This window comes from Leifsonia sp. NPDC056824, from assembly GCF_042789575.1.
Lineage (GTDB): Bacteria > Actinomycetota > Actinomycetes > Actinomycetales > Microbacteriaceae > Leifsonia.
Genome location: NZ_JBHUAV010000003.1, coordinates 107,462 through 133,620 on the forward strand (window position 1 = coordinate 107,462; position 26,159 = coordinate 133,620).

The window sequence follows — 26,159 nt, forward strand, 5'->3', positions numbered from 1 at the left end:
TCAGCTGCATCCGACCGCGCCAAGCAGAGAGCAGCTCGACCGGTGGTCGTGGACCACGTAGCCCAGGGCGGATACACCGCGGGTTCCGATCGCCGAGATGTACCAACCCCTGCGATGAGAGTTGCGGGCTCAGCCGATGTGTGGCTTTTTGGCACGGGCGCGGAACCGTGCCGCGCCGAGTACAACGAATCCAGCGGCCAGCAGAAGCCCCGCCAGTCCCGCCGGGAGCGCCTGGTCCGAACCGGTTGCCGCCAACGACGTGGTCGCCGATACGGCCACCGGGCTTGCCGGCGTCGGTGACGGGCTCGGCGGCGTCGGAATCGCCGGCGTTGCCGCCGGGGTGACGGCGTTGGACACCGTGGAGGCGGGCCCGGTACCTACGGCGTTCGTCGCGGTCACCGAGAACTGGTACGTGTCCCCGTTGTGGAGGCCGGTCACGGTGAGTGGGGAACCGGTGCCTGTCGCGGTCTGCCCACCGTTGCCCGGTGTCGTCGCGTCGGTGGCGGTGACCGTGTACCTGGTGACGGCCGAGCCGCCGTCGCTGGCCGGAGGGGAGAACGCGACGGACGCCTGCCCGTCACCCGCCGTGGCCACGACTGCCGTCGGTGCGCCCGGTGTCATTGCCGGGGTGATCACCGAAACGGTGTTGTCGCGCTGGTTGGGCTCGTACGCGGTGTGGGTGCTCGCGTTCACCGCCACCCCGAACTCGGGGTTGGCGCCCACGCGCACGCCGGCGGTCACCGTGTTGGTGGCCCCGTCGATCACCCACACTCCACTGGTGCCGCCCTGGTCGGACACGTAGACGGTGTTCGTGCTCGCATCGACCGCCACCCCATAGGGGCTGCCGGCGCCCGCCGGGGCCACAGTGGCGGTCACTGTGTTGGTGGCCCCGTCCATCACGGTCACCGTTGCGGCTGCGTAGTTGCTCACGTACACGGTGTTCGTGGCCGCGTTCACCGCCACCCCGTACGAGAGGCCGGCGACGCCCATGGTGAGGGTCACCGTGTCGGTGGCCCCATCGATCACGGACATCGTGACGTCCCAACTGTTCATCACGTACACGGTGTTCGTGGTCGCATTCACCGCCAGCCCGAATGGGCCCCGGCCGACGGACACTATGGTGGTGATCGTGTTGGTGGCCCCGTCGATCACCGAGACCTTGGCCTCATCCTGATCGGCCACGTACACGGTGTTCGTGATCGCATTCACCGCCACCCCTGTCGGGTTCGTGCCCACTGCCACGGTGGCGGTCACCGTATTCGTGGCCGCGTTGATCACCGACATCGTGCTGTCGTTCGCGTTGGTCACGTACACGGTGTTCGTGGTCGCATTCACCGCCACCCCATACGGGTTGTTGCCGACGGCCACGGTGCCGATGACGGTGTGCGTGGCCCCATTGATCACCGACACCGTGTTATCGCTCCCGTTGGTCACGTACACGGTGTTGGTGGTCGCATTCACCGCCACCCCGGCCGGGCCGTGGCCGACGGGCACGGTGGCGCTTACGACATAGCCGGTGGCGGCCGAGGCCGACACCGCCCCACCGAGGACAGCCAACGGCGCCGCCAGGGCCACCGCGCCGACCAGCGCCACCACCCGCACATGCCACACCCGGCGGACCGACCCACGCATTCGGCGCCGGCCGACCGGCGGAGTCTGAATAGTCCCACGGGTACCGTGCGGTGCGCTCATGACGTGACCTTCCTCAACGCCAGCACACCGGAAACGTCCTGGACCGCAAACCCCCTCAGGCGGAAATCGGCTCGATCCCTCACCCTAGTTCAGGTGGAGGGTCACCCGGTGCCCCCAAAACAGAGCGCAGCCGGGACGCGCGTGACAGCGGCTCAGCGGGCCGTCGCACCGGTCAGGCTCCGCGCGAGCGCGACGATCAGGGCCACCGTCTTGTCGTGGTCCGCACGACCGGTGAGCACGTCGAGGGCGAGACCGTCCTCCATGGCGACGAGCGTCCGAGCCGTGTCCCGGACTCCGAGAGTCAGGCTGAACACGGCGGCCGCCTCGCCCTCCTCGAGAGCCTGAGCGTAGAGGTCTTCCTGCGCCTCGAGGAACGCACCGTGTTCGCGCGCGACGACCGGATGCCTGCTCGCCATCGGCTCGAGTTCGACCAGGAGGACCGTCGCCGCGGCCGACCCCGTGCCGGGAACGGGGACGCCCGACTCGATGCCCGCCCGGAGCCTGTCGAACGGGTCGGGTTCGGCGAGCATCCGTTCGCGTCGGTGCGCCACGTACTCGGCTGCGGCGATAGCGTAGGTCTCCGCGAAAAGGTCGGTGATCTCGGGGTAGTAGTACAGGACGGACGCCGGAGTCACCCCCGCGGCCTCCGCGATGTCGCGCAGGCGGGTCTTGGCGTACCCGCGATCGACCAGCGTGAGAGCGGTCGCCTCCACGATCTCGCGTCGCCGGGCCTCTTGGTTGCGCGGACGTGCCATCCGCCCACTCTGCCACACTGCCCCGCCCCGTCGTGGTGCCCCGTCGCGAGGCGCGCGGCGTCCCGCTCTTGACACGGACACGTTTATTAAACAAAACTTCGTTAACTTATTCGGAAGGCTTCCATGACCCGGCTGCTCCCCATCGCACTGTCACAAGTTCCCGCCCAGAGCGATGTCGCCGCTTTCGCGGACACGTTGCGAGCGCAGGTGCGTGTGCACCCCGAGATCGAGTTGTGGGTCTTCCCCGAACTCCACCTGTCCACGCCGGAGGGGGACGAGCAGCCTCACCAGCTCGCTGTGACGCTCGGCGACGACCGTCTGCGGGCGCTCTCGGACCTGGCGGCCGAGTTGAAGATCTGGCTCGTGCCAGGGAGCATCTACGAAGCCGACGGTGCCGGAGGCGTTTACAACACCGCGCTCGTGTTCGGGCCGGACGGACGACGAGTCGCCGTCTACCGCAAGGTCTTCCCGTGGCGGCCCCTCGAGGTCTCCCGGCCCGGTACCGAGTTCGTCGTCTTCGACATCCCCGGGCGTGGGCGCGTCGGGCTCTCGATCTGCTACGACTCCTGGTTCCCCGAGCTCACCAGGCACCTCGCGTGGATGGGCGCGGAGCTGGTCCTCTGCCTCGTGCAGACCGACACCAGCGATCGTCAGCAGGAGGTGGTGATCACCCAGGCGAACGCCATCGTCAACCAGTGCTGGGTCGCGTCCGTGAACTCGGCCGCACCGACGGGCCGCGGCCGGTCGCTGCTCGTCGACCCCGAAGGGCGCATCCGCGTCGCTTCTCCGTCCTCCGAGACGACAGTCCTCACCGATGTCGTCGACTTCGACGCCGTGACCACCACGCGCCGGTACGGCACCGCTGCCGTCTCCCGGCCGTGGTCGCAGTTCACCACGGGCGACCGTGTCATCGAACTGCCGCTGTACGCAGGAACGCTCGACCCCGCACGCTGGACTCCAGCGACCCCCATCCAGGAGGAAATCGCATGACCTCGCATCAACCCGTCACCCTGGCCACGCGGCTCGGCCTCGCAGGAGTGATCTTCTTCGGGCTCGCCTACATGGCACCCGGAATCGTCCAGTCCACCTTCGGCGTCGTGGCCGAGGTGAGCGGCGGCGTCGCTCCCATGGCCTATCTCGCGGCCACGGCGGCGATGCTTTTGACCGCCCTGTCGTACGCCGCCCTCGCCAAACGCTTTCCGAGCTCGGGATCGTCCTTCACGTACGCGAGCAGCATGCTCGGACGCGGGCCAGGGTTCCTGGTCGGCTGGGCCATCCTGCTCGACTACCTGTTCCTGCCGATGGTCGCCTGGCTCATCCAGTCGATCTACCTGAACGCTCAGTTCCCCGGCGTTCCCATCTGGGCGTGGCTGGTGCTCAACATCGGATTGACCACCGTCATCAACGTGCTCGGCATCGTGCTCGCGGATCGGGTCAACACCGCGCTGACGGTTCTGGCGCTGGCCGGCATCGCCGTGTTCGCGATCGTGATGATCGGCTACCTCGCCGCGCGCCCTGCGCCGGACGCCGGAGCGGCCCTCCTCAATCCGAACACCTCCATCGCGGCGATCGCATCCGCTGCGGCCATCGCCGCCTACTCGTTCCTGGGATTCGACGCCATCAGCACCCTCAGCGAGGAGACGAAGAACCCGCAGCGCACCATCCCGCGCGGAATCCTGCTGACCGTCGCGATCGGCGGCGGCATCTTCATCGTCGTGTCCTGGCTCATGCAGCTCGTGCACCCGGGCGGCCATTTCCAGAACGCGGACATCGCCGGATACACCATCTCGGTCCAGGCCGGCGGCAAGTTCTTCGCGGACGCGCTCAACATCGTGGGCATCGTCGGCGGGTTCGCTTCCGGCCTCGCCATCCAGGCCACGTCGAGTCGCCTGCTCTACGTGATGGGCCGCGACGGTGTGCTGCCGAAGCGCGTGTTCTCGCGGCTCAGCGTGAAGTACCGGGTCCCGTGGATCAACGTCCTCATCGTCGGCGCCGTCGGGTTCATCGGGCTCGGGCTGGACATCGCCCAGGCGACCTCGCTCATCAACTTCGGGGCCTTCCTCGCCTTCACCGCCGTGAACGTCTCGTTCCTCGTGCTCATCTGGAGGGAGCGTATGACGCGGTCCCGCGTCGCCCGGGCGCTTCTCTCGCTGATCCCGATCGTCGGAGCCGTCGTGGATCTGGCGCTGTTGTCGCAGCTTCAGCCCAGCGCGCAGATCGTCGGCGCGATCTGGCTGGCGATCGGCATCGGCTGGCTCGCCTACCTCACCCGCGGATTCCGCCGGAGCGTGCCCTCCGGAGCCGGGGCGCCCGTTCCGTCGGCGAGCGTCGAGACGGCGGAGACCCTCGACGAGGACATCCTCCGCTGAGGCGGCGATCACAGAGGTCCGGTCCGTGCCCTCGGGTGGCGCGGACCGGGCGTGGTCGCCTGATGGCGGCCTCAGGAGTGGCGTCAGGGTTCACATTTGGGCCGGAGAGGATCGCGATGTATTTGAAGCGGTATCACGACGCCACGATCAGTCCTCGCCCCCGGCGTCGGGTCGAGGCGGCGCGCGTCGCTCTTCATTCCGCCCTCCCGCACACGCGTCCGTGGATACACTCGGTTGCATGAAGCGGGCCACCATTTACGACGTGGCGCGCCAGGCGGGTGTGTCGCATCAGACCGTGACCCGATTCCTCAATGGGTTCGAGGGCATCCGGCCGGCGACCCGGGAGCGGGTCCAGGTCGCGATCGAGGAGCTCGACTACCGGCCGAACGGCGCGGCCCGCTGGCTGCGCTCGCGGCAGTCGAATCGGATAGGAATCCTGGCGCATCGGATGGAGTTGTCCGGCCCGGGGCGGATCATCGCGGGCGCCACCATGGCGGCGCGGAGCCGTGGCTTCGTGCTCGACATCGCATCGATGGACGGGGAGAACGCCGCGTCGGTGGACGAGGCGCTCGATGTCATCATGGAGCATCAGATCGCGGGAGTCTTCGCGACGGCGCAGACGGTCGTGGTGCACGACGCGGTCGCCGACCGGAGGCTCGACGTGCCCGTCGCCATGGACTCCTCGGAGACGCTCGGGGTGTCCGGAGTCAACCCGCGCAGCTTCCCCGGCCGGCTCGCCGCCGCCCACCTCGCCGAGCTTGGGCATCGCAGGGTCGCGTTCGTGGCCGGGCCGCAGGTGTGGACCGCCTCGGGGGAGCGGCGCAGCAGCTTCGTCGAGGCTGCCGCCGAACTCGGCTTGGAGCTGGTCTGGGAGTACGAAGGCGACTGGTCGGCCGAGTCCGGCTACCGTGCGGCCCTCGATCTCCCGGACGATGTGACCGCGGTGGCGATGTCGAACGACAGCATGGCGATCGGATTGATCTTCGGGCTCGCCGAGCGCGGCATCCGCGTACCGGAGGACGTAAGCGTCATCGGAATGGACGATTCCCCGGAGTCGCGGTTCCACTTGCCGCCGCTCACCACCATCCGCCTCGACTTCGAGGGGGAGGGCGCGTATTTGATGAACGTGCTGATCGCCAAGATCGAGGGGGAGGACATCGGCGAGGTACCGCGCTACCGGCTCCCCGAGCTCGTGGTTCGAGGATCCACGGCCGTCGCACCCTCCGCGAGGGGTGGAACGTAACCGTTCGGTCACGGTGCTTGTGACCCGGCACAGCCCTGTGTACTCTTGCCAACAATCAAATGTTGTCGACAACAGTGACCGGTCACATTCGGTTCGGACGACAACGACGCAACGACGCGGAAGGTCGATGATGACGCTGAACCCCCAGTTCCCCGGTGTGCTGTTCGGAGCCGCCTACTACGCCGAGTACCAGGAGCAGGGGACGCTGGACCGCGACCTCGACCTGATGGCGGAGGCGGGGTTCACGGTGATCCGCGTCGGGGAGTCGGTGTGGTCCACCTGGGAGCCGCGCAACGGCGAGTTCGACCTCGACTGGCTGCAGCCGGTGCTCGACGGAGCGCACGCTCGGGGCATCGCGGTCATCCTCGGGACCCCGACGTACGCGATCCCGCCGTGGCTGCAGACCCTGCACCCCGAGATCGCCGCCGTCGACGGCGATGGTCACGCGCACGGCTGGGGTGCGCGCCAGGAGATGGACCAGTCGGTACCGGTCTACCGCAGGTACGCCGAGCGGATCACCCGCGAGGTCGTGGCCAGGTACGCCGACCACCCGGCCGTGATCGGTTACCAGGTGGACAACGAGCCGGGCAACAACCTGCCGCACAACGAGAGTACGTTCCAGGCTTTCGTGGCGTGGCTGCGCGGCCGGTACGGCACCGTCGAGCGACTGAACGAGGAGTGGGGCCTGGTCTACTGGTCGCACCGCATCGCGGAGTGGTCCGAGCTCTGGCGTCCGGGCGGGAACCTGATGCCGCAGTACCAGCTCGAGTGGCGGCGCTTCCAGGGCGATCAGGCGACCGACCTCATCGCCTGGCAGGCCGGGATCGTGCGGGAGTACGCCAGGGACGACCAGTTCGTGACGACCTGTATCTCGTATTCGCGGCCGCAGATCTCCGACGACCAATTGGCGGCCTCCCTCGACATCACCGCAGGCAACCCGTACTACCTCATGCAGGACGGACTCTCGGCCGATGTCGACCTCCCGCGCCGCGCCGACTGGTGGCACACCGGTCCATGGGCGCTGTTCCAGTGGGGAGACCGCGCCTACTCGTCGCGGCAGGAGCGCTTCCTCGTCACCGAGACCAACGCGCAGTCCATCGGCGGACCGTGGCAGAACCAGCCGCCCTACCCGGGCCAGATCAAGCAAGCCGCCTTCGCGCTCGTCGCCCGCGGCTCCCGGATGGTCGAGTACTGGCACTGGCACACGCTGCATTTCGGCGTCGAGACCTACTGGGGCGGCGTGCTGCCGCACAGCCAGGTGCCCGGCCGCATCTACCGCGAGGTGGCGGAACTGGGGGCGAGCCTGAAGCGCATCGGTGGAGCGCTCGACGGGTTCGAGCCGGATGCCGATGTGCTGATGCTCCACTCGACCGACACCAAGTGGTCGTTCGAGTTCTACCCGCCGCTCGCGGTGGAGGACGGGACGGCGGACCGGCGCTCGTACGCGCGCATCGTCGACGCCTTCTACCGCGGCCTCAGCGAGACCGGTGCGCAGGTGCGGGTGCAGCACCCGCGGCAGTTCGTCAAGCAGTCCGCGGCCGAGCTCGCCTCGCGGTATCCGGTGCTCGTCGCCGCAGCGGAGTACGTCGCAGACGACGCGCTGCTCGACGCTCTGCGTGCGTACGCCGAGGCCGGGGGCCACCTCGTGCTCGGCATCCGAACCGGCTACGGCGACGAGCTGGCGCGTGCGCGCCGCGGCGTGGCACCGGACCGCCTGCACGACGCCGCAGGCGTCTGGTACGACGAGTACAGCAACCTCGCCGAACCGCTCGAGGTCACCGCGGGGGAGGGCTTCGAGCTCGAACCGGGGTCGCAGGCGACGGCGTGGGTGGATGTGCTGAACCTCGACGGAGCGGACACCCTCGTCTCCTACCGGCCCACCGAGCTCGGAGCGGAGGCCGCGATCACGACCACGCCGTTCGGCGCCGGACGGATCACCTACGTCGGTACCGTGCCGAACGAGCCGCTCGCGCGGAGCATCGCGCGCTGGCTCGTTCCCGAAACCGCAGCGCGGGCCTGGCGGGCCGAAAGCCCCGTCACCGTCAGCACCGGACGCGCGGGCCACGGCACGGTCGTCTTCGTGCACAACTGGTCGGCCGACGCACACATCGTCACCGTGCCCACCGACAGCATCCATGTGGAGACCGGCGAGCGGTTCTCCGCCGGATCCCACTTCCCCCTCGAGGCGCGCGGCGTCGCCGTGTTCGAGATCCCCGGCTCGCAGTCGTGACCGGACCATCCTGATTCAACCAAGAGAAAGAGAAACGCACATGAGGAAGAAAGCACCGAGATCAGCACTGGCGCTGGGCACGGGCCTCCTGGCTGCCGCGCTCGTGCTCACCGGCTGCACCGGCGGGGGCAGCGGGTCGTCGGACACCACCAAGCCGGTCAGCCAGGCTGAGATCGACAAGGCGATGAAGACGCCGACGAACCTCACCTTCTGGACGTGGGTGCCCAACATCAAGAACGAGGTGGCGCTCTTCGAGAAGAAGTACCCGGCGATCACGGTCGACGTCGAGAACGTCGGCCAGGGCGCCGCGCACTACCAGAAGCTGCGCACGGCGCTGAAGGCGGGCAAGGGTGCTCCCGACGTGGCGCAGATGGAGTTCCAGTACATCTCCTCCTTCACGGTCACCGACTCGCTCCTCAACCTCAACCCGTACGGCGCCTCCGGGCTCGGCAGCCAGTACGTGCCGTGGGTCTGGAACCAGGTCAAGCAGAACGACGGCATCTACGCCATCCCGCAGGACTCCGGCCCGATGGGCAACCTCTACCGCGAGGACATCCTGTCGAAGGCCGGGGTGACTTCGGCGCCGAAGACCTGGGACGAGTATGCGGCCGATGCCGCGACCGTCAAGGAGAAGACCGGCGTGTACATGTCGAACCTCGCCTCCGGCCAGGCCGGCCAGATGCTGGGGCTGCTGTGGCAGGCCGGGGTCAAGCCGTTCGGCTACGACGGCAAGAAGGGCGTGACGGTGAACGTCAACAGCGCGGAGGCGAAGAAGGTCGCCGCGTACTGGCAGGACCTGATCCAGAAGGGCTACGTCTCGACCGACCCCGACTTCACCGACAGCTGGTACCAGGGTCTGGCGAACGGCAAGTACGCCGGCTGGCTCACCGCTGCGTGGGCTCCGGTGTTCCTCCAGGGCACCGCGGGCAAGACCTCCGGGCTCTGGCGAGCCGCCGAGCTGCCGCAGACGCCGGGAGTGAAGGCGGCATCCGGTAACTGGGGCGGTTCGTCCGACGCGGTGCTGAAGACGACGAAGAACCCGATCGCCGCGTACGAGCTGGCCAAGTTCATCAATAACGACCCGGAGTCCACGTTGATGTTCGCGAACAAGCAGTTCCTGTTCCCGACGTCGACCGCGACGCTGCAGGACCCGCAGTTCGTCGACCAGCAGGCGCCGTTCTACGGCGGCCAGAAGGTGAACGAGCTGTTCGCGGGCATCTCGACCACGGTCGACACGAAGTTCGACTGGCTGCCGTACATGGACTACGCGTACTCGAGCTACACCGAGACTGTCGGTAAGGCGCTCGCGGCCAAGGGCGACCTCTCGGCCGGGCTCGACGCCTGGCAGAAGGCGCTCGTCACGTACGGCACCCAGCAGGGCTTCTCCGTCAACAAGTAGGACCGCCACCTCGGCCGGCGGCGGCGCAGGCTCCGCCGCCGGCCGGATCGGCACAGGATCGAACAAGGGAGTTCATCATGACCCAGTCCGTCGCACCCGGCCGGGTGCGAGCGAAGGAGGCCGCGGCTCAGCCGCGCCGCCGGCGCAACGCCAACCAGCGGCGGCTCAACCGCGCGGCCTACCTGTTCGTGGCGCCGTTCATGATCGTCTTCGTCGTCATGCTGCTCCTGCCGCTCTTCTACTCCGGGTACCTCAGCCTGTTCACGACGCAGCTCATCGGCGGCCAGACGTTCGCGTGGTTCACCAACTACGTCCGTGCGTTCACCGATCCCGACTTCCTTGCCGGGCTCGGGCGGATGGCGCTCTTCCTGGTCATCCAGGTGCCGATCATGCTGGCCCTGTCGCTGTTCTTCGCCCTCGCGCTCGACAGCGGCCGGGTGCGCGGGTCCGTCGCCCTCCGGCTGTTGATCTTCCTGCCGTTCGCCGTGCCGGGCGTGGTCGCGACCCTGATGTGGGGCTACCTGTACGGCAACGACTTCGGCCCGATCGCCCAGACCTTCCGGGCCATCGGACTCGCGGCCCCCGATCTGCTCGGCGCGGGGAACATGCTCGGCTCGATGATGAACATCGTGACCTGGGCGTTCGTCGGCTACAACATGATCATCATGTACGCGGCCCTGCGGTCGATCCCGACGGAGCTGTTCGAGGCCGCCGAGATCGACGGCGCCAGCCAGTGGCGGGTCGCCTGGAGCATCAAGATCCCCGGCATCCGCCCGGCGATCATCCTGACGGTGATCTTCTCGATCATCGGAACGTTCCAGCTCTTCAACGAGCCGAGCCTGCTGCACTCGATCGCGCCGAACGTGATCGACAACGGCTACACGCCCAACTACTACGCGTACAACCTCGCGTTCACCAACCAAGACGTCAACTACGCTGCGGCGATCGCCTTCCTGCTGGGACTCGTGATCGCGGTCGTGTCCTACGTCGTACAGCTCACCACCCAGCGGAAGGAGGCCCGCAATGACTGACACGACGACCCGCCCGGGTCCGACACCTGTCACGACCGCCGCGCCGCGCCGCCGCAACACCCGCGGCCGGACGAAGTCCTACAACCGCGAGACCCGGCGGAGCACGCTGCTGACGGTGCTGCTCTGGATCTGCGCGCTGTACTTCGTGCTCCCGATCGTCTGGCTGTTCATCGCGTCGACCAAGAGCAACGGCGACCTGTTCACCACCTTCGGCTTCGCCTTCGGCCACACGTTCGAGCTGTTCACCAACATCGGCGCGGTCTTCACCGCGCAGAACGGCATCTACGTCCACTGGGCGATCAACACGCTCGTCTACGCGCTCGTCAGCGCGGTCGGCGCGTCGCTGCTGGCGACCATGGCCGGCTACGCCTTCGCCAAATACCGCTTCCCCGGCGCGATCCTCATGTTCAGCGTCGTGCTCGGTGCGATCATGATCCCCCTCACCGCGCTGGCGCTGCCCACCTATCTGATGTTCAGCCAGCTCGGCATCACGAACACCCCCGCCGCGGTCATCGTCCCGTCGCTGGTCAGCCCCTTCGGCGTCTTCCTCATGCGGGTCTACGCCGCCGACGCCATCCCCGACTCGATGATCGAGGCGGGCAGGGTGGATGGAGCGGGCGAGTTCCGCATCTTCTGGCAGGTGGGTCTGCGGCTGCTCGCGCCGGGCATCGTCACGGTGTTCCTGTTCGCCCTGGTCGGCACCTGGAACAACTACTTCCTCCCGCTGATCATGCTGAACAGCTCCCAGCTCTACCCGCTCACCGTCGGCCTCGCCCAGCAGCAGGCGACGAGCGCCGCGGGCGGCGGGTCGCAGGCGCTGTTCTCCGTCGTCATCACGGGTTCGCTGGTGTCGATCATCCCGCTGGTGATCGCGTTCCTCTTCTTGCAGCGGTACTGGACCACGGGTTTGGCGAGCGGGAGCGTGAAAGAGTGACCGACATGTTGCAGGCACGAGGTTTCGCCTACGGCGGCGACTACAACCCCGAGCAGTGGGACCCCGAGGTCTGGCGCGAAGATGTGGAGCTGATGAATCGGGCCGGGGTGAACCTGGTGTCGGTCGGCATCTTCTCGTGGGCGCGGATCGAGCCGCGGGACGGCGCGTTCGACTTCGCGTGGCTCGACGAGGTGCTCGACCTGCTGCACGCGGGAGGGGTGCGGATCGACCTGGCCACGGCGACGGCCTCGCCGCCGCCCTGGCTGGCCATGAAGCATCCGGAGATGCTGCCCGTCACGGCCGAGGGGGTCACCCTGTGGTCTGGCAGCAGGCAGGCGTACTGTCCGAGCTCGCCGGTCTACCGGCGGTATGCCGCCCGGCTGATGCAGGCGATCGTCGACCGCTACGCGGAGCACCCGGCGCTGGAGCTGTGGCACGTCAACAACGAGTACGGCTGCCACGTCAGCCACTGCTACTGCGACGCGTCGGCGTCGGCCTTCCGGGTGTGGCTGGAGGAGAAGTACGCGACGATCGGCGCGCTGAACGAGGCGTGGGGGACCGCGTTCTGGTCGCAGCATTACGCCCGGTTCGACGAGATCCTGCCCCCGCGCGCGGCGCCGAGCTTCAAGAACCCGACGCAGCTCCTGGACTTCGACCGGTTCAGCTCCGACGAGCTGCTCGCGTGCTTCCGGGCGGAGAAGGCGATCATCCGGTCCCGCTCCAGCCTGCCGGTCACCACGAACTTCATGGGCTTCTTCAAACCGGCCGACTACTGGGCGTGGGTGCAGGAGGTCGACATCGTGTCGGACGACTCCTACCCCGACCCCGCCGACCCGCGCTCGCCGGTCTACGGCGCGATGCAGCGCGACCTGATGCGTTCCCTCGGCGGCGGCAAGCCGTGGCTCCTGATGGAGCAGTCTCCCGGCGCCGTGAACTGGCGTGAACGCAACGCGGCCAAGCGGCCCGGCCAGATGCGGGCGTGGTCCTATCAGAGCGTCGCGCGTGGCGCCGACGGGATTCTCTTCTTCCAGTGGCGCCAAGCCGTGGCGGGCGCCGAGAAGTTCCACGCCGGCATGGTTCCACACGGCGGCACGGACACGCGCGTCTTCCGCGAAGTGGAGCAGCTCGGCGCCGAGCTGGCGAGCCTCTCGGGAGTGGAGGGTCTACTCGGGGCCTCCGTGCCGGCGCAGGTGGCGATCGTGTTCGACTGGGACTCCTGGTGGGCCATCGAGCAGGAGGCCTCCCCGACGGCGGTGAACTACCTCGTCGACGTCTTCGGCTGGTACGCCGCCCTCGCGGCGACGGGCGCCACCGTGGACTTCGCCCGGGCCGACGACGACCTCACCCGGTATCGCGCGGTGGTCGTGCCGTCGCTGTTCGTCGCCTCCGACGCTCAACTGGAGTCGCTCGACCACTACGCAACGGGCGGCGGCACCCTGGTCGTCGGCTACCTCACCGGCGTGCTCGACGAGGACCTGCATGTGCGGACCGGAGGCTACCTCGGCCCGCTCCGCGGGACGCTCGGGGTATGGGTGGAGGAGTTCGCGCCGCCAGCCGCCCCGGACCTCCCGGCGATCGGCGGCGGGGAGCCGCCTGCGCTACAGGTGGTCGGTGACATCGTGGGCGGTGAAGCCTCCGCGAGCGAGTGGGGCGAATACGTCCGCGTCGACGATGCGGACGTCGAAGCGACGTTCGGGGGTGGCGTGCTCGACGGTCTGCCGGCGGTGACCAAGCACGCACGGGGCTCCGGTGAGGCCTGGTACGTCGCCACCCGCCTCGACCTGGAACCGCTGGCCGCCCTTCTGAATCATGTGCTGACCTTTGCCGGCGTGGACCGCCTTCCTCGCGTGCCCGGCGTGGAGTTCGTGCGTCGCGGCGACCACCTCGTCGCGATCAACCACACCGACGAACCCGTGACACTCGAACTGCCCGGGACCGACGTCCTCAGCGGAACCGCCGCTGCAGGACTCGTGCTGCACGGGCAGGGGGTCGCGATCATCGCGGAGGAGCGAACGCATTGACCAGCATCGCCGCGAACCTTGAATGGCTGTTCACCGAAGTGGGCGATTCGACCGCCGACCGCATCCGCGCCGCGGCTGCCCACGGAATCGACGCCGTCGAGATCTGGGGCTGGCGCGACAAGGACGTGGAGGCCATCCGGATCGCACTCGATGAGACAGGGGTCACCCTCCTGTCCCTCGTCGTCGACCCGCAGCTTCAGCTCACCGACCCGTCGACTCATGATCGCTACCTCGGGGGTGTGCGCGACTCACTGGAGGTCGCGCTAGCGCTCGGAGCCCCGAATCTGGTGGTGGTTGCGGGCCAGGAAATTGACGGCGTTCCGCGTCGGGCGCAGCACGCGGCGGTCGTCTCCGTGCTTTCGCGTGCTGCGGCGATCGTCGAGGGCAGCGACGTCACCCTCCTCCTGGAGCCGCTGAACTCCCGTGTCGACCACGTCGGGACGTACCTGTCGTCGACACAGGAGGGCCTCGGCATCGTGCGCGAAGTCGGCGCCTCGCAGCTTCGACTACTGCTCGACGCGTACCACGCGTTGGTCATGGGAGAGGACCTCGCGGTCGAGCTCGTCCACAACATCGGCCTGGTGGGGCACGTCCAGGTGGCCGATGTCCCGGGCCGGCATGAGCCGGGGACGGGCACGATCGACTGGGAGGCGCAGTTCCGCCTCCTCCGGGATCTCGGTTACACAGGACGATGGGGGTTGGAGTACGTCCCGAGCCGTGGGACCGCCGACTCTCTCCGGGAGGTCGAAGCGTTGGCCGACCGCGTCGACCTATCCGGTTGAGTTCAGAGCGCGCGGGAGCGGGGGCGAGAGAAGAGGCCCCGACTTCCGTGTAATCACGCGGATCTCGGGGCCTTCGTCAACTCTGGAAGTTGGCGGAGAATGGGGGATTCGAACCCCCGAGGGCTTGCACCCAACACGCTTTCCAAGCGTGCGCCATAGGCCACTAGGCGAATTCTCCTGGGTTGCCATCACCCTGCGGGCGACGGCTCACAATATCTTAGCGGACGCCGGGGGTCCCGCTGTGCACGGCCTCCCAGTCGGACCCGCTAGACTTGTTCCCGGCTCCCCACGTGGCGCCATCCAGGCCAACTCCCCCAGGGCGGAAACGCAGCAAGGGTAACCGGGCTCTGGCGGGTGCGTGGGGGGTCTTTTTCGTGTTCAGGCACCCGTCACACGCGCCGCGTAGAGTGTGGGCAGCACAGCAGCTGACCACCATTCTCCAGATTGTTCTACGCTTTGTAGAATGACACTCCGACGAGTCGAGGTGCGGGTATGACCGAGCAGGAAGCCGTCGAGCAGGGGATCGCCGAGCTCGCCTCCGAGGCGTTCGTGGTCGGGTTCCCGCTCGTGTTCGATCTGGAGCAGGTCGGGCGGTTCACGCACGAGGGGCTCGGCGCGGTGCCGCCGACGCCGTTCAACGCGTTCGGGCACGCGCGCACGCTGGCCGGGCCGGAGACCACCTTCGTCTCGGTCAACAACGACACCTTGTACTCGATCGCGCAACTCGACCTGAGTATCGGACCCGTCCGCCTCACCGTCCCCGCCGTCGGCGACCGGTACTACGTGCTCCAGTTCGTGGACGCGTGGACGAACAATTTCGCCTACGTCGGCACGCGGGCCACCGGCTCGGCGGCGGGTGAGTTCCTGCTCGTCCCGCCCGGCTGGGAGGGTGAGCAGGCGGACGACGATCCGACCGTCATCCGCTTCCCGACCCGGGTCGGCACGGTCGTCGGGCGCTGGGCCGTCGCGGGGGAGGACGACCTCCCCGCCGTGCACGCCCTCCAGGACGCCACCGCGCTCACCCCGACGCTCGAGACGTTCGCGCCGCCGGCGGGCATTCCGGAGGTGGCGGCCGGCCCGACGGAGGCGCTGACCTTCTTCGAGCGGCTGCGGGTGTGGTCGCGCGAGTTCCCTCCTGCCGATCACGACCGGGACGCGCTGGCGACCTACGAGCCGATCGGGCTGACGGGTGCGACACCGATCGCCGAGCTGCCGGAGGGCGTCCGCGACGCGCTCGAGGAGGGCTACGCCGTCGGCAAGCAGGCGCTGGAGTCGTCGCTGCACACGACCGTGCCGACGACCGGCGGCTGGCAGGTGAACCTCCACGTCTTCGACTACAACACCGACTTCTTCGAGGTCGGCGCGCTCGACAGCCGCGGCTGGCAGCTCACCGACCCGACCACGCGCTACGCCCGCCGGGCCGGCGCCGCGCTCGGGGGGCTGTGGGGCAACCACGGGTACGAGGCCGCCTACTTCCCGACCTACGTGGACGCAGCGGGTGAACAGCTCAGCGGGGCGCGCGTCTACCGGCTGCGCCTGAGCCCGACCCCGCCCGTGCACGCGTTCTGGTCGCTGACCATGTACGACGTCCCGCACTTCTTCCTGGTGACGAACCCGATCGGGCGGTACTCGATCGGCGACCGGACGCCCGGGATCGTCTACGACGACGACGGCGGGCTGACCATCACGATCAGCGCGACCCGGCCGGACGACGCGAAGGCCGCGGCCAACTGGCTGCCCGCGCCGGAGGGGGAGTTCCGGCCGCTGCTGCGGCTGTACGCCCCCGGCCCGGCCGTGCTCGAGGGCAGCTACCGCCTCGCGCCGATCGAACGCACGGACAGCATCGACAGCGCAGACAGCATCGACAGCATCGACAGCATCGACAGCATCGAAGACAGCATCACAGACGAGGAGACCCGCTGAAAGTGGCCCGTTCGCTCTACATCACCTCCGCGGAAGGACACACCGGCAAGTCGACGGTGGCGCTCGGCGTCCTGGAGTCGCTGCGGCACTCCGTCGAACGCGTCGGCGTGTTCCGGCCGATCGCGCGCTCCGCCGTCGAACGGGACTACGTGCTCGAGCTGCTGCTCAGCCGGGTGACCGCCGACCTCAGCTACGAGGAGGCCATCGGCGTCACCTACGACGACGTGCACGCCGACGCCGACGCGGCCCTCGGTGAGATCGTCCGGCGCTTCCACGAGGTGGAGGCGCGCTGCGACGCGGTCGTCATCCTCGGCTCCGACTACACCGACGTCGGCAGCCCGACCGAGCTCGGCTACAACGCGCGCATCGCCGCGAACCTCGGCGCGCCGGTGCTGCTGGTGCTGGGCGGCCGCATCGGCCAGGGCTTCGGCGAACGGCTCGGGCAGGCCGATCCGCGGTCGCCGGAGGAGCTGCGCCAGCTCGCGGAGCTGGCGCTCGCCGAGCTGCGCCAGGAGCACGCCGGCGTCGTCGCGGTCGTCGCGAACCGCGCGGACGGCGACCGGCTCGACGAGATCGTGGCCGCCGTCGGCGGCGCGGTCGCGGCCGCCGGGAGCAGCGTGGCGTCCGGCCCCGAGCTGCCTCCGGTGTGGGCGATCCCGGAGGACCTCTTCCTGGTCGCGCCGAGCATCCGCTCGATCATGGAGGTCACCGACGCCGAGCTGATCGCGGGCGACGAGGCACTGCTGGCGCGCGAGGCGCTCGGCGTCGTGGTCGCGGGCATGTCGATGAACAACGTGCTGCCGCGGCTCGCGGAGGGCGCGGTCGTGGTCGTCCCCGGCGACCGCACCGAAGTGCTGCTCGCCGTGTTGATGGCCAACGCGTCCGGCACCTTCCCGTCCATCGCGGGCATCGTCCTGAACGGCGGCTTCGACCTCCCCGAACCGATCGAGCGGCTGCTCGCGGGCCTCCGCTCGCCGCTGCCGATCGTCCGCACGCCGCTGCAGACCTACGACACGGTGGTGCGCATCACGCACGCGCGCGGCCGGCTCGCCGCCGACTCGCAGCGCAAGTACGACACCGCGCTCGCGCTGTACGAGCGCCACGTCGACGCGGAGCGGCTGCTCGCCCTGCTGGACGTCTCCCGGCACGCGGTGGTCACGCCGCTCATGTTCGAGTACGACCTCATCGAGCGCGCCCGCGCCGCGGACAAGCACATCGTGCTGCCGGAGGGGGAGGACGACCGCATCCTGCGCGCCGCCGCCACGCTGCTGGCACGCGGCGTCGCCCGGCTGACGATCCTCGGCGAGCCGTTCGAGGTGCGGTCACGCGCCATCGAGCTCGGCGTGGACATCGGCAAAGCGGAGGTCCTGAGCCCGTTCGACGACGTGCTGCGGCTGCGGTTCGCGAACGAGTACGCGAAGCTGCGTGCGCACAAGGGCATCACGGTCGACCAGGCAGCGGACACCGTCACCGACGCCTCCTACTTCGGAACGATGATGGTGCACCTGGGCCTCGCCGACGGGATGGTGTCCGGCGCCGCGCACACGACGGCGCACACCATCCGGCCGGCGTTCGAGATCATCAAGACCACGCCGGGCGTCTCCGTGGTGTCGAGCGTTTTCCTGATGGCGCTGGCGGACCGGGTGCTGGTCTACGGCGACTGCGCCGTAGTGCCGGACCCGACGGCCGGGCAGCTCGCCGACATCGCCGTCTCGTCGGCGCGCACGGCGGAGCAGTTCGGCATCGACCCGCGCGTGGCGATGCTGTCCTACTCCACCGGCGACTCCGGAGCGGGCGCGGACGTGGACAAGGTGCGCACGGCGACCGAGCTGGTCAAGGAGCGCGCGCCGGAACTCGCGGTCGTCGGTCCCATCCAGTACGACGCGGCGGCGGATGCTGCGGTCGCGGCGGCGAAGATGCCGGGCTCGCAGGTCGCCGGCCGGGCGACGGTGTTCATCTTCCCCGACCTCAACACCGGCAACAACACGTACAAGGCGGTGCAGCGGAGCGCGGGAGCGGTCGCGATCGGACCGGTCCTCCAGGGCCTCCGCAAGCCGATCAACGACCTGTCCCGCGGTGCGACGGTCGAGGACATCGTGGACACCGTCGCCATCACCGCGATCCAGGCGGCGCTGACATGAGCGCCGTCCTGGTGGTCAACAGCGGCTCGTCGTCGCTGAAGTACCAGCTCATCGATGCCGGGAGCGACGAGGCGCTGGCCTCCGGCCTCATCGAGCGCATCGGGGAGCCCTCCGGCAGCATCCGGCACACGGGACCGGGCGGCAGGTGGGAGACCACGCTCGCGATCCCCGACCACACGGCCGCCTTCCGGGTGATGCTCGACGCGTTCGCCGCCGAGGGCCCGAGTCTGGACGAGAACCCGCTCGCCGCGGTCGGACACCGGGTGGTCCACGGCGGCAAGCGGTTCTTCGAGCCGACGATCGTCACCGACCTGGTGGAGATCAACATCGAGGACCTCTCCGACCTCGCCCCGCTGCACAACCCGGCCAACCTGCAGGGCATCCGCGCGGCGAAGAAGGCGTTCCCCGACGTGGAGCACGTCGCGGTCTTCGACACGGCCTTCCACCAGACGCTGGCGCCGGAGGCCTACACCTACGCGATCGACGCCGCGCTCGCCGAGAAGCACCGGGTCCGCCGGTACGGCTTCCACGGCACCTCGCACAAGTACGTGTCGGCAGCGGCGGCGGAGTTCCTCGGCCGGCCGCTCGGCGAGCTGAAGCAGATCGTCCTCCACCTCGGCAACGGTGCGTCGGTCTGCGCCGTCGACGCCGGCCGCTCGGTCGACACCTCGATGGGGATGACGCCGCTGGAGGGGCTCGTCATGGGCACCCGCTCCGGCGACCTCGACCCCGCGGTGCTGCTGCACCTGGCCCGGCGCGCCAGTCTCGGCATCGACGACCTCGACGAGCTGCTCAACCGGCGCAGCGGCCTGCTCGGGCTCTCCGGCCACGGCGACATGCGGGACGTCCGCCACGCCGCCGAGTCCGGGGACGCCGCTGCGCGCCTCGCGCTCGACACCACCGTGCACCGGCTCAAGCACTACATCGGCGCCTACACGGCCGAGCTCGGCGGCCTCGACGTGCTGACCTTCACCGCCGGCGTCGGCGAGAACGACGCCCGGCTGCGCGCCGAGGTCTGCGCGGGCCTGGAGGTGCTCGGCATCCGCCTCGACCCCGAGCGCAACGCGAGCCCCTCGCGGGAGGAGCGGCTCATCTCGACCGACGACTCCCGCGTGGCCGTGCTCGTCGTGCCGACCGACGAAGAGCTGGAGATCGCCCGTCAGTCGCTGCAGGCGGTGGGCGCGGGCTGAGCGGACGGGTGCACCATGCGGCGGCGCGGCGACGGAGCCGGGCGGGACGGCAGGTCCACCCGGAAGGCCGGGCTGCGGCCGGCGCTCGCCGCCTCGGTCGCCGTGGTGCTCGTCGCCGGCGCCGCGCTGGCGGGCTGCGCCTCGGACGGCAACCAGGTCGGCCCGCGGTTCATCACGCCGCCGCTGATCCGCTACAGCTCCGTGCTGTGGCCGGTCCCGCTGGAGCTGATCGACGCCGAGCCGGGCACCCGGGTGCGGATCACGGCCTCCCTCGACTCCTCGCGCGGCACCTGGACCTCGGCCGCCAGCTACGACGTCGCCGGCGACGGGACGGTCGACCTCGCGCGCGACAAGCCGCTGTTCGCGCCGTTCGCCGCGCCGGACTCGGCCGGCCTGTTCTGGTCGCTGCGCGGCCCGGAGCTCGGCCCCGACGACCTGGTCCAGCAGTGGATGGTGGACACCAACCCAGTGACGCTGACCGCGAGCGACGGCGACCGGGTCGTCGCCCGGCGCACGTTCCGGCTGGAGGGGCTGGGCGGCACGATGCGCGGCCACACCATCTTCACGCACGACCTCGCGCCGTCGGGCGCCCTCGCGCTCCCGCCGCACGAGACGCACGAGGACTCGCCGATCGGCCGGTTCTACGACGCGTCGTCCCTCGAGCGGCCGTCCGGTCCGGCTGTGCTGATGTTCGATGATCCGGAATCCGGGGCGTCGGCGGACTTTACGGCGGCACTGCTCTCGCAGTTCGGCGCCTCGGTGTTCGTCGTGCCGATGACCTCGGCGGACGGCGTGCACCTCTCCACGGTGACCGACGCCGGGACGATTTCGGCGATCCTGGATTGGCTGGACCGGCTCGCGTCGGTCGACGCGCGCCACGTCTTCGTCTACGGCACCGGAGCGTCGGAGCAGCTCGCGATCTGGGCGGCGACCCGGTTCCCGACCCGGCTGCACGGGCTGTTCGCCGGCGGAGGGCCCGCCGAGCTGCTCTGCCTCGCGGGATCGAGCGCGTCGCCGGTCTTCGAGGGCGGTGTCGGCGTGCCCTGCGAGCGCAGCCCGGGCGTCGGGACGACGGCCGCGCCGCCGCTGACCGGCGTGAACGGACCGGTCGTCCTGACCTGCGGCCAGGTGGACCGGGTGTTCCCTGGCGCGTGCGCCGTGCAGCAGGAGCTCACCGCCACCCGGGCGCCGCGCGCGGGCGACAAGCTGCTCGTTGGCCTGGGCGCGGCGCACGCGGTCACGGTGCCGCCCGGCCTCCCCATCGCTCTGCCGGTCCCCGGCGACGGATCGGGTGCGGACGGCCAGGCGACCGAGCAGGCGCGGATCGCGTTCTGGAACGCGGTCGGGCAGCTGCTGCTGCGGGCGGTGCTGTCGTGAGGGGCCGGCTGCGCGCGCTCGCCGCCGCTGCCGCGATCGTCGCGGTCGCGGCCCTCACCGGCTGTGTCGCACCGGCCGGCGGCGCCCGCATCGTGGTCGCGCGCTTCGGGAACGCCACCGCCGACCCGGTCGTCGTCTCGCTCACCGGGCTGGCGCCGGGGGAGGACGTCGTCCTCCGCGCCACCGCGACCACGATCGCGGGGACCTGGACCTCCCGCGCCCTCTACGCCGTGCCGCCCAGCGGCCGGGTCGACCTCTCCTCCCAGCAGCCGATCACCGCCCCGTACGTGCGGCCGGACGCCGCCGCGCCGCTCTGGAGCATGTCCGGACCCTCGCTCAGCCAGACGCAGCTCGAACGCGCCTGGGCCGAGGGCCCTGTCCAGATCGAGCTCACCGCCGAGCAGCAGGGCGTCCGCGTCGCCGCCGCCCGGGTGCCGCGCACGCCCCTGTCCGCCCAGAGCGTCGGGCGCGTCGTGACGGTGGACGCTCTCGCCAGAGCCGCCGTCCCTGCCGGCGCCGCGGCCTCCGCCGCCGCGCCCTCCGCCGACCAGAGCTCGGCGCTGCGGGCGGGCATCCTGTTCACCCCGCTGCCGACGCTCGTGCATCCGCGGCCCGGCGTCGTCCTCATCGACGGCGACGACGACGCCGCGTCCGGCGCCTTCGCCGCGCGCCGGATCGCCGCGATCGGCTTCCCCGTGCTCCTGCTCCCCGCCTTCGGGCCGGAGGGGCAGATCCCGGGCTCGGCCGCCCTCTCGGTGGAGGCCTTCGACGCCGCGCGCGCCTGGCTCGCGCGGGACCCGGGCGTCGACCCGAACCGCATCATCGTCTACGGCACCGGCCGCGCGGCCCCGCTCGCGCTCTGGTTCGCGGCGAGCGAGCCGCAGTCGGTCTACGGCGCCATTTCCGCGAGCGGACCGACCGCCGAGCTGTGCGCGTCGTCGTCCGGCGCGCCCACCCTGCTGAACGAGGGCCGCGCGGTGCCGTGCGCGAGCCCGAACAGCCGGATCGCGGACACGCCCATCCTGCCGCTGAACCGCATCCCGGGGCCGCTGCTGCTCGCCTGCGGGACGGCCGACGAGCTGCTCCCGAGCGCGTGCGACTGGACCCGCGCCGGGGCGGACGAGCGCGGCGCGCGGGCGCTGGGGGAGACGCTGATCGCCCCCGGCTCGGCGCACGAGCTGAGCGCGCCGCCGATGCTGCCGATCGGACTCGGCGGCCTCCCACCGGCCACGGCGCAGGCAACCGAGGACGCCAGGGTGGCATTCTGGTCGCGGGTGACCGCGTTGCTGGAAGGAGCCATCGGACCGTGAACCCCGCCAGGACGTCCCGCCCCGCCGCGCGCCGCGTGCTCGCGGCGCTGGCCGGCGTCGTGCTCGCCGCGGTCGCGCTGGTGGGCTGCGGCACCCAGCAGGGCGCGGCCGGACCGCGCTTCGCGCTGAGCGCCAACCCGAGCCCGGTGTGGCAGCCGGTCGGCATCCAGGTCCTCGCGCTGCCGCCAGGCCAGGAGGTGACGATCCGCGCGTCGCTGGTCCCGGGCGCCCTGTGGTCGTCGCAGGCGGTCTACGCCGTCCCGGCCGACGGCGTGGTCGACCTCGCGCGCGACGTCCCGCTGGAGGCGCCGTTCACCGGGGCGGACGGCATGGGCCTGTTCTGGACGATGCGCAGCAGCACGGGGGAGGCGGCGACCTCCGACGTGACCTGGGGCGGCTCGTCGTTCTCGGTCGACCTCCAGGCCTCGGTCGGCGGCCGCCGGGTCGCGGAGACCCGGGTGCAGCGCACCGGGCTGTCGGTGGCTGCGCCGTCGCGCGCGGTGTTCGACGACGGGATCACCGGCGACTTCTTCCAGCCGACGAGCTCGACGGAGGGCGTGCGGCCGGGGATCATCGTGTTCGACGGCACCGATCCGGGGGAGCCGACCGGCGTGCTCGTGTCGGCGACGCTCGCGGCCTTCGGCTTCCCGACGCTCGACCTCTCCACCTACGGCTCCGCCGGGCAGCTCGACCCGGTGCGCAGCCTCCCCGCTGAGCGGTTCCTCTCCGCCCTGAGCTGGCTCAAGTCGCAGCCGGGAGTGGACGGCCAGCGGATCTTCACCTTCGGCGCCTCGCGCGGTGCGCAGCTCGCCCTCTGGGCGGCCTCCGCGTATCCGGGCACCGTCTACGGCGCGATCGCGCCGGGCGGCACCACCGGGCTGATCTGCCCGTCCCCGGTGCCGAGCCCGGCCGTGACGGTCGGCGGCGCCTGGGTGCCGTGCACGACGGGCACGCACGATCCGGTGCCCGCCGCCGTGCTCGACATCCAGCGCATCCCCGGTCCCGTCGTGCTCGGCTGCGCCGGACGAGACGAGGAGATCGCGAACGGCTGCGCCTGGCTGGCGGCCGGGGCGCGCAAGCGTCCCCTGGAGGAGGGCGACGCGTACCTGATCGCGCCGGGCGCGACGCACCTCTTCTACCTGCCGCCGTACACGCCGCTGCTGCTGCCGGCCGGCTCCGCCGCGCAGCCCACGGAGCGCGCGCGGGAAGCGCTCTGGGCGGACATCATGGCCGCGCTGACGGCGCCGTCCTCGGTGCCGGGGCACTGACCGCGGGCCCGGCCGGCCGAGCCGGCGCGGGAGTTCCCCGGAACGGCCGGAATGTCAGTCGCGGCAAGTAGCATGTGTGGGTGGTAACCGCTCTGTATCGCCGCTATCGGCCCGACACCTTCGCCGACATGATCGGCCAATCGCAGGTGACCGAGCCGCTGATGACGGCGCTGCGCACCAACCGGGTCAACCACGCCTATCTGTTCTCCGGGCCGCGCGGCTGCGGCAAGACCACGTCGGCCCGCATCCTCGCCCGCTGCCTCAACTGCGCGGAGGGCCCCACCGACACCCCGTGCGGAAAGTGCGAGAGCTGCGTCGAGCTGAGCCGCGACGGCTCCGGATCGCTCGACGTGGTCGAGATCGACGCCGCCAGCCACAACGGTGTCGACGACGCCCGCGACATCCGCGAGCGCGCCATATTCGCCCCCGCCCGCGACCGCTACAAGATCTTCATCCTCGACGAGGCGCACATGGTCACGCCGCAGGGCTTCAACGCCCTGCTGAAGATCGTGGAGGAGCCGCCGGAGCATGTGAAGTTCATCTTCGCGACCACGGAGCCCGAGAAGGTCATCGGCACGATCCGCTCGCGCACGCACCACTACCCGTTCCGGCTGGTGCCGCCCGCGCAGATGCTGGAGTACGTCCAGCAGCTGTGCGACAGCGAAGGGATGACGGTCGCGCCTGGCGTGCTGCCCCTGGTGGTGCGCGCCGGAGGCGGCTCGCCGCGAGACACGCTCTCCCTGCTCGACCAGCTGATGGCCGGCTCCGAGGGCAGCAGCATCGAGTACGAGCGCGCCGTCGCCCTCCTCGGCTACACGCACGCCGCGCTGCTGGACGAGGTCATCGACGCCATCGCCGCGCGCGACGCGGCCGGTGCGTTCGCGGCCGTGGACCGCGTCATCCAGACGGGGCAGGACCCGCGGCGCTTCGTGGACGACCTCCTGGAGCGGCTGCGCGACCTGATCGTGGTCGCCGCGACGAGCGTCGACGGTGCGGCCGCGGTGCTGCGCGGGGTGCCGCAGGACGAGCTCGACCGGATGGGCGTCCAGGCGATGAAGTTCGGCGCGGCCGAGCTCAGCCGGGCCGCCGACATCGTGAACGCCGCGCTCACCGAGATGACCGGCGCGACGTCGCCGCGCCTGCACCTGGAGCTGATGATCGCGCGCGTCCTGGTGCCGTCGAGCGACGACAGCGAGCGTGGGGCGCTGGCGCGTGTCGAGCGGCTGGAGCGGCGGGTCGGAGTGAGTGACGCGGGTGGGGCGGGGGAGGGTGCTGCGCCTGCGGCCACCGCTGCTCCTGCTCCTGCTCGTGCTTCGGTGCCTGCTCCTGCTCGTGCTTCGGTGCCCGCGCCTGCTCCTTCTCCGGCGGCCGCGCCTGCTCCTGCGCCGGCTGCTTCGGCGCCGGTGGCCGCCCCGGTCTCGACGCCGGCCGCGCCGGAGCCCGTCGAGCCTCCCGCGAAGACCGCGGAGCCGACTCCGGCTCCGGCGGCTCCCGAGCCGGTCGCTGCGCCCGAGGCTCCCGCTGCGCCCGCGGCCGTCGGCGCCGTGAGCACGCAGCAGGTCAAGGACTCCTGGCCGCAGATCCTCGACGCCGTGCAGCGCGCCAAGCGCAGCGCGTGGATGGTGGTGTTCACCGCCCAGGTCCGCGCGCTCAACGACGACGTGCTGACGCTGTCGTTCCCGAGCGACAACGACGTGCAGAGCTTCCGCCAGCCGCAGACGCAGGGCGGCCAGGGCGTGAGCGAGTACCTCCGCCAGGCGATCATCGACATCCTGGGCATCCGGGTCAAGTTCATCGCGCGCGCCGACGGCTCGCCCGCGGGTGGAGCGTCTCCGCGCCCGTCCGCGGGAGCGCCCTCCGCCCCGGAGGCGCCGACGTGGCCCGGAGCCGACGGGGACGGGTCTGCGAGCAGTGCCCCCGCGCGCCCCGCATCGTCGAAGGCGCCCGGTGCCCCGGCATCGTCGGCTGCGCCCACGTCGTCCGCTTCGGGTCCGGCGGCCTCCGTCACCGAGTGGGCGACGGTCGCGATCCCGGCGTCCGCGGCCGCCGCCGTCGCCACCCTGGAACGTCCGCAGGTCGCTCCCGTGCGCGCGGCCGCGCCAGCTGCCGCGGCTCCCGCGACCGACGAGGTGGCGCCGGACGACCTGGAGCCGCCGGAGGAGATCGAGCCTCCCTACGAGTCCGAGGTACCGGAAGAGCCTGAGGGCGACTGGGCGGCAGCACCGTCCACCGCCGAGACGGTCGTGCCCGCCGCAGCGCCACAGCGCACCGCCCCGCGCCCTGCTGCCGAGCGCCAGGCCCCAGAACGTCCCGTGGCCGAGCGCCCCACCGCAGAACGTCCCGCCACCCCCGAGCGCTCCGCCCCCGCCTCCGGCGCCCGCACGCCCACCTTCCAGGCCCCGCAGCGCTACGGGGAGGCCGTCGTCCGCGAGATCCTCGGCGCACGCTTCCTGGAGGAGCAGCCCGCCCCTCCCATGAACGGCATGAGGTAAGG

18 protein-coding genes, 1 tRNA gene and 1 other RNA gene are annotated in these 26,159 nt (G+C 70.6%); 17 read left to right on the forward strand and 3 right to left on the reverse strand.

Going from position 1 to position 26,159, the window contains the following annotated elements; all coding sequences use genetic code 11:
• Positions 1 to 129: 129 nt before the first annotated feature.
• Positions 130 to 1,632, reverse strand: coding sequence for a fibronectin type III domain-containing protein (locus tag ACFRFH_RS13420; RefSeq protein WP_382463507.1), 1,503 nt, complete (start codon positions 1,630 to 1,632; stop codon positions 130 to 132).
• A 212-nt stretch (positions 1,633 to 1,844) separates the two neighbouring features.
• Positions 1,845 to 2,447 carry a TetR/AcrR family transcriptional regulator gene (locus tag ACFRFH_RS13425; protein ID WP_382463508.1) on the reverse strand — a complete coding sequence of 201 codons (603 nt, stop codon included), beginning with the start codon at positions 2,445 to 2,447 and terminating at the stop codon, positions 1,845 to 1,847.
• A gap of 123 nt (positions 2,448 to 2,570) precedes the next feature.
• Between ACFRFH_RS13425 and ACFRFH_RS13430 the strand changes: the two genes are divergently transcribed.
• From ACFRFH_RS13430 to ACFRFH_RS13470, 9 genes are all read left to right on the forward strand, one after another.
• Positions 2,571 to 3,437 carry a carbon-nitrogen hydrolase family protein gene (locus ACFRFH_RS13430; protein ID WP_382463509.1) on the forward strand — a complete coding sequence of 289 codons (867 nt, stop codon included), beginning with the start codon at positions 2,571 to 2,573 and terminating at the stop codon, positions 3,435 to 3,437.
• The gene (locus ACFRFH_RS13435) at positions 3,434 to 4,816 is read left to right on the forward strand and encodes an APC family permease (RefSeq protein ID WP_382463510.1); all 1,383 of its coding nucleotides are present in this window, start codon (positions 3,434 to 3,436) and stop codon (positions 4,814 to 4,816) included. Before ACFRFH_RS13430 ends, ACFRFH_RS13435 begins: the two co-directional genes overlap by 4 nt.
• A gap of 238 nt (positions 4,817 to 5,054) precedes the next feature.
• Complete coding sequence (locus tag ACFRFH_RS13440) at positions 5,055 to 6,059, forward strand: LacI family DNA-binding transcriptional regulator (RefSeq protein WP_382463511.1); 1,005 nt, start codon at positions 5,055 to 5,057, stop codon at positions 6,057 to 6,059.
• 130 nt (positions 6,060 to 6,189) lie between these two features.
• The gene (locus tag ACFRFH_RS13445; RefSeq protein WP_382463512.1) at positions 6,190 to 8,289 is read left to right on the forward strand and encodes a beta-galactosidase; all 2,100 of its coding nucleotides are present in this window, start codon (positions 6,190 to 6,192) and stop codon (positions 8,287 to 8,289) included.
• Positions 8,290 to 8,329: 40 nt separating this feature from the next.
• Entirely contained in the window at positions 8,330 to 9,688 is a 1,359-nt protein-coding gene (locus tag ACFRFH_RS13450; protein ID WP_382463513.1) for an ABC transporter substrate-binding protein, read from the forward strand.
• A 77-nt stretch (positions 9,689 to 9,765) separates the two neighbouring features.
• A complete protein-coding gene (locus ACFRFH_RS13455) occupies positions 9,766 to 10,719 on the forward strand; it encodes a carbohydrate ABC transporter permease (RefSeq protein ID WP_382463514.1) in 954 nt (317 codons plus the stop codon).
• Positions 10,712 to 11,653: a carbohydrate ABC transporter permease gene (locus tag ACFRFH_RS13460; RefSeq protein ID WP_382463515.1), complete on the forward strand. Its 942-nt coding sequence runs from the start codon at positions 10,712 to 10,714 to the stop codon at positions 11,651 to 11,653. Before ACFRFH_RS13455 ends, ACFRFH_RS13460 begins: the two co-directional genes overlap by 8 nt.
• A 5-nt stretch (positions 11,654 to 11,658) precedes the next feature.
• A complete protein-coding gene (locus ACFRFH_RS13465; protein WP_382463516.1) occupies positions 11,659 to 13,674 on the forward strand; it encodes a beta-galactosidase in 2,016 nt (671 codons plus the stop codon).
• A complete protein-coding gene (locus ACFRFH_RS13470) occupies positions 13,671 to 14,456 on the forward strand; it encodes a hydroxypyruvate isomerase family protein (RefSeq protein WP_382463517.1) in 786 nt (261 codons plus the stop codon). Before ACFRFH_RS13465 ends, ACFRFH_RS13470 begins: the two co-directional genes overlap by 4 nt.
• Before the next feature lie 90 nt (positions 14,457 to 14,546).
• Here the strand turns inward: ACFRFH_RS13470 and ACFRFH_RS13475 are convergent.
• Positions 14,547 to 14,634, reverse strand: a tRNA-Ser gene (locus tag ACFRFH_RS13475).
• Between the two features lie 99 nt (positions 14,635 to 14,733).
• Here ACFRFH_RS13475 and ffs point away from each other — a divergent pair.
• The 8 genes from ffs (at position 14,734) to ACFRFH_RS13515 (ending at position 26,157) form a co-directional block, all read left to right on the forward strand.
• An RNA gene (gene ffs / locus ACFRFH_RS13480) (signal recognition particle sRNA small type) lies at positions 14,734 to 14,830 on the forward strand.
• A 118-nt stretch (positions 14,831 to 14,948) separates the two neighbouring features.
• Positions 14,949 to 16,379: a DUF1254 domain-containing protein gene (locus ACFRFH_RS13485; RefSeq protein WP_382463518.1), complete on the forward strand. Its 1,431-nt coding sequence runs from the start codon at positions 14,949 to 14,951 to the stop codon at positions 16,377 to 16,379.
• Positions 16,380 to 16,381: 2 nt separating this feature from the next.
• On the forward strand, positions 16,382 to 18,520 hold the full coding sequence (gene pta, locus ACFRFH_RS13490) for a phosphate acetyltransferase (RefSeq protein ID WP_382463519.1): 2,139 nt from the start codon (positions 16,382 to 16,384) through the stop codon (positions 18,518 to 18,520).
• The gene (locus tag ACFRFH_RS13495) at positions 18,517 to 19,710 is read left to right on the forward strand and encodes an acetate/propionate family kinase (protein WP_382463520.1); all 1,194 of its coding nucleotides are present in this window, start codon (positions 18,517 to 18,519) and stop codon (positions 19,708 to 19,710) included. Before pta ends, ACFRFH_RS13495 begins: the two co-directional genes overlap by 4 nt.
• A 15-nt stretch (positions 19,711 to 19,725) precedes the next feature.
• Positions 19,726 to 21,087 (forward strand): acyl-CoA thioesterase/BAAT N-terminal domain-containing protein, encoded by a 1,362-nt coding sequence (locus tag ACFRFH_RS13500; protein ID WP_382463521.1) that lies wholly within the window; start codon positions 19,726 to 19,728, stop codon positions 21,085 to 21,087.
• Complete coding sequence (locus tag ACFRFH_RS13505) at positions 21,084 to 22,397, forward strand: acyl-CoA thioesterase/BAAT N-terminal domain-containing protein (protein WP_382463522.1); 1,314 nt, start codon at positions 21,084 to 21,086, stop codon at positions 22,395 to 22,397. The genes ACFRFH_RS13500 and ACFRFH_RS13505 overlap by 4 nt, the downstream gene beginning before the upstream one ends.
• On the forward strand, positions 22,394 to 23,665 hold the full coding sequence (locus ACFRFH_RS13510; protein ID WP_382463523.1) for an acyl-CoA thioesterase/BAAT N-terminal domain-containing protein: 1,272 nt from the start codon (positions 22,394 to 22,396) through the stop codon (positions 23,663 to 23,665). Before ACFRFH_RS13505 ends, ACFRFH_RS13510 begins: the two co-directional genes overlap by 4 nt.
• An 80-nt stretch (positions 23,666 to 23,745) precedes the next feature.
• Positions 23,746 to 26,157: a DNA polymerase III subunit gamma and tau gene (locus ACFRFH_RS13515; RefSeq protein ID WP_382463524.1), complete on the forward strand. Its 2,412-nt coding sequence runs from the start codon at positions 23,746 to 23,748 to the stop codon at positions 26,155 to 26,157.
• Positions 26,158 to 26,159: the final 2 nt, after the last annotated feature.